Genomic DNA, 13,125 nt, shown 5'->3' on the forward strand with positions numbered 1-13,125 from the left:
AGAGAGGATTGATATAGCTAATAAATTTTGTAATCTTTTTGTTCTTCTCAATTTCATAATTTTTTTTAGCTTGTTGCCAACGGTCTTGGTTAAGGTAAGTAGCGTGGAGTAGGGACGCGTTCTTGTCGGCTTAGTTGTTTGTTACTTGGTGTCTAAAATAGCACTTTTCATACGATTGCCCGCTATTTGCGCTTAACCGATGTTGCCTTTTCGTTGCTTTTGTTCTACGCTGATTAGTATTTTAGGATTTGATTTGGAATATATTCATAATTTGATAAACTCCGTTAGAATAATATAATCATAAGTAGGTCAATTTATTATTTTCTGATTTAATCTTTTTTACTCTTCCTTCTATCTTTAAGAGTTAAGATCATTGCTAAAATTATTAATACGTTTGATGAACTTCGAATCCAAAATCCAGAACTAATATTTTCAGTTGTCAGTAAGTCAATGCTTATCAGAATAAAACTAACAATAAGAATTATTATAGGTAAATTTTTTTCTATCATTTTATGTAAATTTCGCAACCTGCTAAATTCCAATTTATGTGTTTATTCATAAATTATTTAGTTCTCAATTCTGCAAACAAGCTGAAGTATTCGTAATAGTTTTTATTCGATTTTTGAATTGGACTTCAATTTTTTATTATATGTAGTTTCATTGCTAAAAGCTAATATTATTGATATTACAATAAAAACACAAGATAAAATTAAAGACCAATATTCAATTGATTCCGATATATTGAAGAAATCGATACTCATTATACCTAAAATACATGAGATAATTATAATGGAACTAAATTTCTTCTTATCATTTTTTCAGATTTGAGTGAGCAGCAATGAAAGGCAACGGTCTTGGTTAAGGCAAGTAGCGTAGAGTAGGGACGCGTGCTTGTCGGCTTAGTTGTTTGTTACTTTATGTCTAAAATAGCACTTTTCACACGAATGCCCGCTATTTGCGCTTAACCGATGTTGCCTGCAGTTAAACTTTAATCAAATTTGTATCCTAGTAGAAGTTCAAAAGATTTAAAGAAATATTGATAATTAGATAAATTTCTTAACGGTATTCCATTTTTATTCCCTGATTCAAAGAAGTAGAATTTCTTTTTATAATTTTTATGTTCAATAAAAAGATTGGAGCCTTTTGATCCTACACTTTTGATGTCATTAAAATTATATTTAAAATTCTCTTTAGAATTTATGAATTCTATGTATCCAACTCCTAATCTTATATAGGGAAGTGATTCATATTGATCATTGTTATAACTAATAAGATTAAACTCAATATATCCTTTTATGTCCAAATCCTTTTCCATATTGTCAAGTAAGTAAACAGTCCAATATCTTTCCGCAATTTCATTTACCCAGAATTCATCTTGCCATTTGTCCGGTTTACCCTCTTTACTTTGGTGAGAACCGTTTATTTCTGAAATGAGTCTACCATTCTTAAGCCAAACAAAACCAAAGTCTGTACCAGTGTAATTAAAGTTTTTCTTATTTATTTGGGTTACTTTGAGTAAATCTGTTATTTCATTAAAATTAATTTCATAGGAGCTTACAATATTTTCTCTTGATCCTTCACAAGTAAATCTCGCGAAACCATTAACTCCGATAAATGTATTATAATGTTTAAATTGAACATTTGCATTTGCAATCCACAACAATAATGCTAATGGAGCAACCGACCATATTAATATCCATATTATACTTTCAACCCCGAATCCAAATATAATTAGACTTGAGATTGCAATGGCAATTAATATGGCTATACTAAATCGTTTAAATTTCGTGGTTTTGGTTTTTGGTTTTTCGCTTTTCAATAATGTTGAATAACCAGATATTATCTTACCTATTTTAGACGGAAGCTTGAAGAAATCAATTTGGTCATCTAATTGATCTCCCCAATGGTCCACTTTGGGTTCAAACTGAGGCGATTCATTTTGACCTCTATCTCTTTCAGAATAAAACGGTTTATGTGGATTGTAATAAAACTCTTCTTCTTTATCTTTTTCTTTTCTTTTTTCCTGATTAAATTGTTCTTTTTCTTCTTTGTCGTTTTGACTTTCATCATCATTATAAAAGTCATTATATTCTAAATCGAATTGTTCTCGTTTAACCGGGTCAATTAATGTTTCGTAGGATTCTTGAACTTCTAAAAATTTATGTACAAAATAATCATCACCATTGTGTTTATCGGGATGATATTTCACAGCTTTCAATCTATATGCTTTTTTTATTTCCTCTTTTGAGGCAGTTTTAGTGATATTTAAAATGCTGTAATAGTTCTTCATTCAATAAGTTTTAATTGCTGGCAACGGTCTTGGTTAAGGCAAGTAGCGTGGAGTAGGGACACGTTCTTGTCGGCTTAATTGTTTTTTACTTGGTGTCTAAAATATCACTTTTCAACGGAATGCCCGCTATTTGCGCTTAACCGATGTTGGCAACTGTGCGTTTAATTCTTTCCATCAATAGAATTTTAAATTATTAATGTAAACTTATAATTTTAATATTTTTCGGGGTAACTGAATCGTTTATATAAGCGTCTCTATCTTCTGTATGTGCATTCGGGTTAATCTTTTTGTGATATGAAGAAATCGCAATTTTAGCCCACGGATTGATCGAAAATGTATTAATCTTTTTAGCTTCCAATTTGCATTCTAAAATCATAGGAGTTCCAAGACTTTTAAGTTTAGAACTTATTTCGTTCACATTGTATAAAGGCCAATAAACTTGTTCCCCACCGTAATTATTAAGTAAGAGCCGTGCTCCGCTATTTTTTAATGCATTTTTAGTAAAATTGAAATAAATTCTATTGTCCCTTACCTCTTTGTCAGAATCATCGAAACAATTCCGCCATAATTCTTTAATCAAACTTATTTCTCCTTCCGTAAACTCGTGGCTAAAATCTTTAATAAATTTTGATCTTATCTCTTCTCCATTTCGAGAAAGTAAACCCTCTTTTAATATATTATTTTCTAATGCTCGAGTATAATGATATCCAATAATAATTTGATTGTTTAAAAATTCTTGAAATTCTATAATTAGTTCTTCAACTGTTTTTAAATCTTCAATTTCCTCAAGAAAATCAAATTTCAAGAGTAAATCATCAAACTTTGTCAATTTTTGAATAAAATATATTGGTAAACCTTCTAATGTTTCAAGATTTATTATCATAAATCATTCTTTAGCATTGTTGCCAACGGTCTTGGTTAAGGCAAGTAGCGTGGTGTAGGGACACGTTCTTGTCGGCTTTGTTGTTTTTTACTTGGTGTCTAAAATAGCACTTTTCAGCTGAATGCCCGCTATTTGCGCTTAACCGATGTTGGCAATAGTACTTTGTAATGTATTTCTAATTTTAGTAATTCTCTGTTTATTCTCATTTAATTCTTTAATGCTGGATTTATATGTTTTAATATTTTTGAGATTGGGAAAGGAAACATTTTTATTAGCAAAAGATTTAGTGAAAACTAGGTTTGGATAATTTAGGATTAGAATAATAAGCTGTGTTGTATTCGTTTTTTGGACTTTGAAACCAATTTTGTTTGCGGTTCTTTGATTGAGAATATAAGTAGTTCCTATAATTTCTAAATTTAATTTTTCTTTGTTTGATTCCATTAATTTGAGGATGCCGTTTAAATATTCTAAAAGGATAAAGTTTTTCCTGATTTTTCCATTATCGTCTTTATTTAAGACAAAATAGTAGTCAAATAAAGTACCTCCATGAATTGTTATCTGATTATTTTTTTTCTTTTCCGAAATCAATAGTGAAGATTCGTATCGAAGTTTTTCACTTTTAATCATCGAGGGCATATCGAAAAATGGAGCAATAATTGAAAGTGAAATCCAAAAAATAATCGGAGCGAGAAAGTAAATATTAAAGTAAAATGAAATAAAAAAGAATGGAATTAGAATCACTAAAGTTGTTATTATCAATTTTATATAAGTGTTCCATTTCTGCTTTTTTGATAATTGAAAATATCTGTTTTTCAAATTAATTCTCTGTTTAAGTATTATTGCCAACGGTCTTGGTTAAGGCAAGTAGCGTGGAGTAGGGACACGTTCTTGTCGGCTTTGTTGTTTTTTACTTGGTGTCTAAAATAGCACTTTTCACTCGAATGCCCGCTATTTGCGCTTAACCGATGTTATATGCTGGCAAATTTTTTAGTTAGCATTTTAAAAATTTCCTCATATCTTTTCTCATAAATTATTTGATTCCTCAACGGTGATAATAAAAGCTTATACTCATTATTAAGTAATATTAAAAGTCCACTTAGAAAGGGATATTTATAAAAATCACCTAAAATAGACCAACATTTTCCTTTTCCATTTTTCAACCATATATCTTTATATTTCTCAAAATCTAATACTTCCGTTTCTGAATGATGGAATCTTTCTGAGAAATCACTAAAATGAAATCCTGCGTTTAAGTCTGTTTCTACACATAAGATGTAAGGTATTTCTTCTTGCTTAACTATGTCGCTATACTTTAAAATTTTTCTAGTAATCTCATTATTAGATAAGTTTTCACTTTGAGATAGTTTTTCTGATTTTATATTTAAAAAAATAGTATCAGATAGTAATTGGGTAGTTTTCCATTTGCCTTTATAGATTATCTCAAAATCTATATCTTCATTATAATTTAATGTGGAATGTATTTCTGGTTTAGTTTTTATCCAATTTTCGATTCTTTCTTTTAAAGGAGTAAAGTCAAATTCATTGAAATTTATTTTGTCATTTTTGAATTTTATAAATAAGGCATTATCACTCTCAATCTCCGATAATATATCTATTATTTTATCAATAAATTGTATAATAGTATCGTCTTTTTGACTGCTGCCTAATCTATAAATTTCTCCAATTAATTTATTCCCTTTAAAATCTAAGGTTAAATCAGGAGTTTTATCTTGGTTTTCTGACTTGTATGTTTTCTCGTATTCAATTGTAAAATTTAATTCATTAAAAACACGAATGAACTTAAGTTCTGTTAGAGTTGAAATGAAGTTATTTCTATCTTTTTCTCTATTGAATCTTTTTAGAATTCTATTGGACAGATTTTTGTCAATTGGTTCTAATTTTTCAATTATTTTATCTGGATCTTTACCAAAAGCAATACACTTTTCCCTGTTTAAGTTCATTTTTTGCTTAAAATTTGCTTGCATATAACGGTCTTGGTTAAGGCAAGTAGCGTGGAGTAGGGACACGTTCTTGTCGGCTTTGTTGTTTTTTAAATAGGTATCTAAAATACACTTTTTCGACTAAGCCCGCTATTTGCAATTAACCGATGTTGGCTAAAGGTTTATTCTATAAAGCCACTTTCTTTCTTCAATCGTTTTTCTTTTAAGAACATGTTCAAACCATAAATTAAAAAGCCAGATCCGATTATATAAATACTTATTACTGTCAAATTTAGTTCTAAGTAAGTATCAGGGAATAAAAAACTAGGAGTTTTTACTAGTAGGGCACCAATTGCTAAATAGATGAAGGAATATCTTTTAATATACTTTTTTCCAATTTCCGATTTGGAATTTCCTTTTACTCTTCCCGAATTATTATTCTTATACAGTAAAAATATTCCGTAAATAATGAATAAAACACCAGTGCTAAATTTAATTTCAGAGGGAATAATCTCGTTTTGGTCATCACCTAAACCCATTAAGATGGATAAAATACCAAAGAAAATTATAGTATAAGGACTTTTCATTAATTTTTAATTTATCAGTTCTTTATCCGTTGCTTTATCGACAATTTGAAAATTTTGAACCTCAAGTTCAAGGTTTAATAATTGACTTGATAATTCAGATATTTTGTCAGATTTCTAAGTATTTTCATTTGTCTTTCAGTTAATTCTTCTACATCTATAAAATCTGCGTCAAAATTAATATCTGGAACTTCAAATGTTGGAACTTCTATTCATTCCAAAATTTGGTGAATTTTCTTCTTTAACTGCCATATGTATAAACTTTTTGCCAACGGTCTTGGTTAAGGCAAGTAGCGTGGAGTAGGGACACGTTCTTGTCGGCTTAGTTGTTTTTTACTTGATGTCTAAAATAGCACTTTTCACCAGAATGCCCGCTATTTGCGCTTAACCGATGTTGTATGCAGTGCTTTTTTTTGATTTGTCAATTCTTTCTCCGCGTATTCTCTTTTCATAACTGACTTGTAAAGTTCAATTTCCATTCCTGAATCTTGTGATGATTGAATTTGATCGTATGCATCTAAAGATTTTTCTAAATTCCCACTTGCCTCATAAACCCAGGCAAGAAATAAATATGTTTGATTTGTTGGATTAATTTCATTGTGCTTAGAAATATCTTCAATTGCTTTTAAATAATGTTTTGACGCAAAATTTAAAGCTCCTCGATCGTAATAGAAATTATCATTTCTGAACTCTGGTTCTAATCTATTTAAGGAATCCAACTGTTTTGGATTCGCATTTTTATAAATTTCGCCAATTGTTTTATTTTTTATGTTTTTAAAATAGTTATACCATTTATCGCATTCGTAGACCATTGAACCAGTCAAAATTGTAGTTATAAATTCCTCTTTCCATTCTTCTTTAATACTGTCAGAACCAATAACTGATTCCTTTGTCAAAAGATCCTCGTATTTCTTTTTATATTCCGATTTTTTATCATTTAGACAGTTTTCATGAAATTCCATTTCTGGAGTTTCATCATTCAAACAGTTACAAACGTCGATACTCATTTCTGAGAATAGTTGATTTTTAGAATTTTCAATTTTTTCTGATTGACTGAATGAAATTACAGGTATAAGAAATAGTATTATTAAAATTTTATTATTCATATTTCTTGTTTTTGCATTGCATACAACGGTCTTGGTTAAGGCAAGTAGCGTGGAGTAGGGACGCGTTCTTGTCGGCTTTGTTGTTTTTTACTTGGTGTTTAAAATAGCACTTTTCATCAGAATGCCCGCTATTTGCGCTTAACCGATGTTGTGCTGCGTTTAATTTATCCAAGCGTTTATTTTATTCTCTAAACCTTTCTGCATTTCATCTAGATCGGAATAAATTATATGTGGATAATGGTTTGTATCGAAATGTGTTTTATCAAAATCTTCATTATTACATAAATAAATTACCGGTCTTTTTAAGCCTAATGCAAATCCTGCTTCAAAATATACTCCATGCTTATGGTCCGTGAAGTCTGCTACTAAAAATTTACATTTTTTGATTTCAGCAATTAATGCATCATTAATACTAATATCCGAATCATAGTGTATCTCATCAATTAAGATCGGATGATAACCGGTTTTAATAACTGAATCCTTAATTTTTTCTCTTAATTGATTATGGTTATTTGAGAACGACATCGCAATAAAGCAACGATTTGATTGAGATTCATTTTCTTGAAATTCAATAATTTTTGAAAGACCAGCATATGTCAAATTTATATTAACAATATCAGTTCCTGCAGTAGTGCTTCTTTCACCTCCTGTTATATATCCTAGGTTTATCAATGTGGATAAGTAAAAAACTAATTCTTGATGATTTTTGAAGTATAAGCTTCTTGCAAAACTACCTTTTTCAATTTGAGGAAACCTTATTCTTGATCCTTCGTAGTCCTGTATTGAATGTAAATAATTTAGAAGGTTTTCAATTTTTTCATCCGGGAACCTTGGTATAACACTTTCATTAATCAATTTTTCTAAAAAATCATTATCTATTACTTTTCCTTCTTTTTTTAAATATTGGACAGGGAATTTTTCATTTAATAATAGTGCGTGTATTATATACTTATTTTTTTCTACATACGGGTTATTAGAATGATCGCTATAAAATTTAAACAATTTGTTTTGATCATTAATTTTTACTGTGTATTCAATTAAATCCGAGGAGCTAGAATAATTGGTAGTTTTTTGATGTGTTAAAAAACAATTTTCTGGAGGAAGATTTATACCCATAATTTTAATATTAAATGCTGCACAACGGTCTTGGTTAAGGTAAGTGGCGTGGAGTAGGGACGCGAACTTGTCGGCTTAGTTGTTTTTTACTTGGGAACTAATGTATCACTTTTCACCAGAATGCCCGCTATTTGCGCTTAACCGATGTTGTAAGTAGTATTAATTAGTTCATCTCTTCTTTAAACTTTTCTGTCAATAGTTCCATTTCGATCCAATGTAAGGTTACAGTGATCAAAGTTTTTAAGTCTTTTACATCCTTCATTTCCCATTTTCGTACATAATGAGTTTCATCATTTCCAAGCCAGGTCGCTCTTTTAGCCATTTCTTTTACATTAGGATTTTCAATGTCATCATTGATACATTTACCCAAAAATTTCTTTTTTATTTTTTCTTCATTTTCTGGATCTTTATGAATCAGGTAATCTTTTATTAAAAATTCTAAAGCTTTTCGGTATCCAATACCAGAAACGTGGTTCAAGTTGATAGATTCAGCTTTTGAAGCTTGATTATAAATTTCCACAAAGTTTTCAGATAAAACTGAAATATTATCGGAGAATTCGGTTCCTACAAAATTTCCAACAGTAGAGCTATCATAATTATAGGATGATCCCGCAACTTCTTTTTTGTATAAGGATGTAAAAATTCTTCCGCAATTGGAATCAGGGCATCTATTAACTATTTCTAAATTATTTCCTTTATAAAAACCCTGATAAATTCTCGGAGTAATTGTCTTGTGGCAGAAAGGACATTTATCTGGATTTCTGTCATAGCTTAAATTTGTTTGACCTCCTACGAAGTTTGATGCTTGAATTGTTGCCATTTTTCTTAATTAATATTACTTACAACGGTCTTGGTTAAGGCAAGTAGCGTGGAGTAGGGACGCTTTCTTGTCGGCTTAGTTGTTTTTTACTTGATGTCTAAAATATATCTTTTCACTGGAATACCCGCTATTTGCGCTTAACCGATGTTGTGTGTAGTCTTTATCAGAGGTATTTTTTATTTAACTGCTAATTAGTTCTTCATTCCTTTTAATCAAATCCATTCTATCTGAATCAAGTTTTTTTAAAGTCATAAGTAATTGACTTTTTAATCTTGAAACGTTCGTTTTAATAAATTTGATATGATTTTTTGATTTAGAGATTTTCTCTTGAACTATAAAATCAAAGATTAATCCGTCAAAGAAGAAATCCGAAAAAGTATAAAACCCGTCAATATTAATTGTATTTCTAATATTATATTTAATATCCACATCATTTAGTTCGTTAATCAAATTATCAATGTCAAATTGAGTTTTGCTTATTAAACTTTTCGCATCATCAATTTTTGAATGTTTGATAGCCGTAGCCAACAAACCACTACCTAAAAGGTCAAATACACCCCAATTTTCGGCGCTATTTAACTTTGAATATATTTGTTCTAGTTTCTCCAAAACTGGAATTGTTGCCAGTATAGCTTGGTCAATTTCTTTTTTCTGAAATTCAACATTAGAAATTTTGTCTTTAACAACTTGAATTTCATTTGATCTAGAATTATTCAATGAAATTAAAAATTTCTCTTTGTCCGCAAGAAGCTCATTATATTCTTTATTAATGTCTTCAATATTAAATATGTCCTTTAAGATTTCTTTTTTTCGTTGAACAATTAAGTCAATTTCCTCCTTTAAAGTGTCGAAATTAAGTTTGGCTAATAAAAATTCTTGTCTTTCCTTCTCAAGTTTTTCTTCCTTCTTTCCAATTAAAGAATAAAAAATTGAATTTATTGAGAGTTCATTAATATTATTGAATTCCTTTTTTTCTTTGTCAAGTATTTCTTTTGATTCGATTTGACTTTGCTCCTTTCTAGTTCGCCTTAACTCTAGATCCTTTAATTCCGAACTCAACTTATTATGAGTTCTTATTTTCTCTTTTAAAATATATAATCGATCGTCTTTAATAAACTTCATTGATGGATTTTTCAGATTACACACAACGGTCTTGGTTAAGGCAAGTAGCGTGGAGTAGGGACGCGTTCTTGTCGGCTTAGTTGTTTTTTACTTGGTCTCTAAAATAACACTTTTCACCAGATTGCCCGCTATTTGCGCTTAACCGATGTTACCTCACGTTTTATTTACGGTATATTCTTAAAGTTCTTTTTTTATCTCAAAAATAAACTCAATAGCGATATAATGATTGCTAAAATTGAAAACCAAAAACTAAATTTATCATATTTGAATTTTTCTATTGTTTTTTCTCTGATAAGATCTTCTTGAATTTCAATTAAATCAAGTTTCTTAAAACCTTGCTGTCTAGTAATAAATTTTCTTCCTTTTTTGGTTATTCTTAATTCATCGTTTGAAGTTTTTATTAATCCTTCATCCATTAAATCTTCTTTTAAAGATTGCATTTCCCACGGCTCTAGCTCTAAATCACTTGATTTATTAATGAATAGCATAGTGATTTTCTTGGAAATTGGTTTTTGTTCCAATTCCATTTTATCAACCCAAAGGAGTACATAAAGAATTTTATCTAATTTATCTGATCTTGTCATATAAATAAATTAAACTTGAACCAATCCGTTTTCTAGTCCATAATCATTCATTTATCTTATTTTAATTTATTTTCAATTCTATTTAATCTGTCAGTTATATCTTCTTCATATTGTTCTAAAATTAGTTGATTACTAATTACAGTTTTAACATCTCCTTTAATTTTATTAATATCTAATTGGATTTGATCTAATTTTCTATCTAAAACTCTTTGGTTTTCGATTAATTTTTTAAAAACTTCTTCGTTCATATATTTTTAAATTGGATGAAAATTGGATATTGCTTTCGACAGAATTATTGATTCTCAACAAAATATTTAATTATAAATCCAATTACAAAGGTTATTATAGCAATATACCATCTAAATCTTATATCCCAATTTCCTAACCTCAAATTATCTCTGGTTAATGTTTGAATTTGTTCTTCTTTAGCTCTAATTGATTTTTGATACTCTAAATTTTCTTTTTGAAGTTTTAGGTTATCTATTTCTAATTTTTCTTTCTCTTGAGTATCAGACTCAATTTTCATTTTTTCCTCCAATTTGGCCTTTAAATATTGAGACCAACCACCGATTTTAACAACGCTATATCCAAATTCGGATAATATTGCTAATTCCTGATCAATAGTTATCAATCCTTTTTCTTCCATATTTTCTGCTAATCGTTCAGCTTGTATATGTTCACCGGATTGTCGAAATTTTTGTTTTTCTAAATTTATAAAGTCGAAGAAAAATTCAGAATGATCTTCTTTTCTGCTCAAAAGATCAAGATTTATGTCAATAAGTTTATTTAAATTCTCATACATAATTTAAAATGTGAGGTAACGGTCTTGGTTAAGGCAAGTAGCGTGGGGTAGGGACACGTTCTTGTCGGCTTTGTTGTTTTATACTTGGTGTCTAAAATAACACTTTTCACCTAGATGCCCGCTATTTGCGCTTAACCGATGTTAGCCTTTTGTTATTTTTATTATTCAATCTCAATCTCAATAATTTCAAGAATTTTTTGCATCTTCTTTTTCAATGTTTGTCCTTCTAAATTGCAGACTTGAGAAAACGTAAATATAAATGTTACTAGACCTTCAAAACGTGGGTTTTTCAAAATTGATTGGACATCTATTTCATTAGGACTTTTATCAAGTGTAATGATTTTGTCATTTTTTCCTTTGTCTAAAAATCCCATTCTAAGTTCTTGTTCTTTCCAAAATGCATGATTTGCATTGCGCATTATTCCAACTTCTTTCATGAAAGGAATGATTTGAGAAATATAATGGTCATGTTGAATAAGTTCAGATTCTTTATATGCAACAATATCTGATGTCCAATGAGACAGTAATTGTCTTAAAGTATCATTTCTTATTAATTTTATATTTCCTGACTTCATCACATCATTTTCAATCGGATCAAAGGTTGGGTCCATGAAAAAAGTTGCAAATATCTTTGAAAGAGAATCTTCGCTTATGGATTTATCTTTTGAAGTAATTTCGAAAACATTTAAGCTTTCCGTAATTAGTCTACGCCTCATTTCAATCTTATTTTCCAATTGGAGTAAGTTCGCTTTATAATCCGTCCTAAGTTGTTTTAGTGCTACTTGCTCTTGTTCATTTTCTTTTCGCTGTTCATTATGATTATTAATAGCCAAGGCAATTAAAATTCCAATAACAACAAGTATAATTTCTCCAATTGCATACAATAGATATTTACTGAATTTATTTTCAGTTAATAATTGTTGTCTTAATATTCTAAAGAATTTTATCATTAGAAGTTACTTTCTCTAAATATATGATAAATAGTCCATTACATAGATTAGTGGAGTTTGTGTTCTTTAAAATATTGTTCGTGAAAAATAATAAAGGCTAACGGTCTTGGTTAAGGCAAGTAGCGTGGAGTAGGGACACGTTCTTGTCGGCTTAGTTGTTTTTTACTTGGTGTCTAAAATAGTACTTTTCACCAGATTGCCCGCTATTTGCGCTTAACCGATGTTATATACTTTGGCGACTAAATCAAAAGTAATTTATTTACCTAGGATTATTCCAGCCATCAATAGCACCTTGAATTAAATAAATTAAAAATAGAATTATGATTATTAAAGAAAATATTACACCAATTATCTTCCATTTTTTCTTAGCGGATAGCATTTTTATAATTTAAAGTGTCATTTGATAATAAACTTTTCTACATACAATTATTCAGAAATCGTCCTAGATAATAAGCTATTTGTCCGAATAGCAAAATTGAAAATCCCAGCAATAAAGATGCTTTAATAAAAAAAGGAAGTTGAATTTCATTCTTTTTCATATTTCTCTGTTTTTTAAATTTAAATTAAACTAAAATATCAGAATCCAAATAGCCCTCTTTTAAAGTCTTCCCAATCAAGAATTATTAATATAAAAACAATTAGAAATATAACTTTAAGTATCAATTCGAGAGAGATTTTATTTTTTTTTGATTTTGAGATTTTAGACATATTTTAATTTTAGTTTATGATCAATTATCTTTATTGTATTATAAGTTGATATTTGATTGAAATGTTACAATATCAATCAAATCAAGAACTTTTAAATTGAATTTTCGTGCGGAGCCATTGTATATAACGGTCTTGGTTAAGGCAAGTAGTGGGAATAGGGTCGCAAACTTGTCGGCTTAGTTGTTTATTACTTGGTGTCTAAAATAGCACTTTTCATTGG

At 29.2% G+C, this 13,125-nt stretch carries 13 protein-coding genes; all 13 read right to left on the minus strand.

From position 1 onward, the window contains the following. Nucleotides 1-988: 988 nt before the first annotated feature. The gene (locus BC962_RS15990; RefSeq protein ID WP_121347076.1) at nt 989-2,290 is read right to left on the minus strand and encodes a J domain-containing protein; all 1,302 of its coding nucleotides are present in this window, start codon (nt 2,288-2,290) and stop codon (nt 989-991) included. Nucleotides 2,291-2,483: 193 nt separating this feature from the next. Beyond that, nucleotides 2,484-3,173: a hypothetical protein gene (locus tag BC962_RS15995; protein ID WP_121347078.1), complete on the minus strand. Its 690-nt coding sequence runs from the start codon at nt 3,171-3,173 to the stop codon at nt 2,484-2,486. Nucleotides 3,174-3,311: 138 nt separating this feature from the next. Next, nucleotides 3,312-3,989 (minus strand): hypothetical protein, encoded by a 678-nt coding sequence (locus BC962_RS16000; RefSeq protein WP_147405672.1) that lies wholly within the window; start codon nt 3,987-3,989, stop codon nt 3,312-3,314. Between the two features lie 152 nt (nt 3,990-4,141). Continuing rightward, nucleotides 4,142-5,158, minus strand: a complete 1,017-nt coding sequence (locus tag BC962_RS16005; RefSeq protein ID WP_121347082.1) for a hypothetical protein — start codon at nt 5,156-5,158, stop codon at nt 4,142-4,144. A 137-nt stretch (nt 5,159-5,295) separates the two neighbouring features. Further along, nucleotides 5,296-5,700, minus strand: coding sequence for a hypothetical protein (locus tag BC962_RS16010; protein ID WP_147405673.1), 405 nt, complete (start codon nt 5,698-5,700; stop codon nt 5,296-5,298). 371 nt (nt 5,701-6,071) lie between these two features. Continuing rightward, a complete protein-coding gene (locus tag BC962_RS16015) occupies nt 6,072-6,803 on the minus strand; it encodes a tetratricopeptide repeat protein (protein ID WP_121347086.1) in 732 nt (243 codons plus the stop codon). A gap of 159 nt (nt 6,804-6,962) precedes the next feature. Further along, on the minus strand, nt 6,963-7,919 hold the full coding sequence (locus tag BC962_RS16020) for a TIR domain-containing protein (RefSeq protein WP_121347088.1): 957 nt from the start codon (nt 7,917-7,919) through the stop codon (nt 6,963-6,965). A gap of 163 nt (nt 7,920-8,082) precedes the next feature. Continuing rightward, entirely contained in the window at nt 8,083-8,739 is a 657-nt protein-coding gene (locus BC962_RS16025; protein WP_121347090.1) for a DUF4145 domain-containing protein, read from the minus strand. Between the two features lie 180 nt (nt 8,740-8,919). Then, nucleotides 8,920-9,861 carry a hypothetical protein gene (locus tag BC962_RS16030; RefSeq protein ID WP_121347091.1) on the minus strand — a complete coding sequence of 314 codons (942 nt, stop codon included), beginning with the start codon at nt 9,859-9,861 and terminating at the stop codon, nt 8,920-8,922. 191 nt (nt 9,862-10,052) lie between these two features. Further along, nucleotides 10,053-10,445 carry a hypothetical protein gene (locus BC962_RS16035; RefSeq protein ID WP_121347093.1) on the minus strand — a complete coding sequence of 131 codons (393 nt, stop codon included), beginning with the start codon at nt 10,443-10,445 and terminating at the stop codon, nt 10,053-10,055. Between the two features lie 56 nt (nt 10,446-10,501). Beyond that, nucleotides 10,502-10,693: a hypothetical protein gene (locus tag BC962_RS16040; protein ID WP_121347095.1), complete on the minus strand. Its 192-nt coding sequence runs from the start codon at nt 10,691-10,693 to the stop codon at nt 10,502-10,504. Nucleotides 10,694-10,737: 44 nt separating this feature from the next. After that, nucleotides 10,738-11,247, minus strand: coding sequence for a hypothetical protein (locus BC962_RS16045; protein ID WP_121347097.1), 510 nt, complete (start codon nt 11,245-11,247; stop codon nt 10,738-10,740). Between the two features lie 161 nt (nt 11,248-11,408). Continuing rightward, nucleotides 11,409-12,197 (minus strand): DUF6090 family protein, encoded by a 789-nt coding sequence (locus BC962_RS16050; protein ID WP_121347098.1) that lies wholly within the window; start codon nt 12,195-12,197, stop codon nt 11,409-11,411. Between the last annotated feature and the right edge of the window lie 928 nt (nt 12,198-13,125).

The sequence above is a fragment of the Gillisia mitskevichiae genome (assembly GCF_003634585.1).
GTDB lineage: Bacteria > Bacteroidota > Bacteroidia > Flavobacteriales > Flavobacteriaceae > Gillisia > Gillisia mitskevichiae.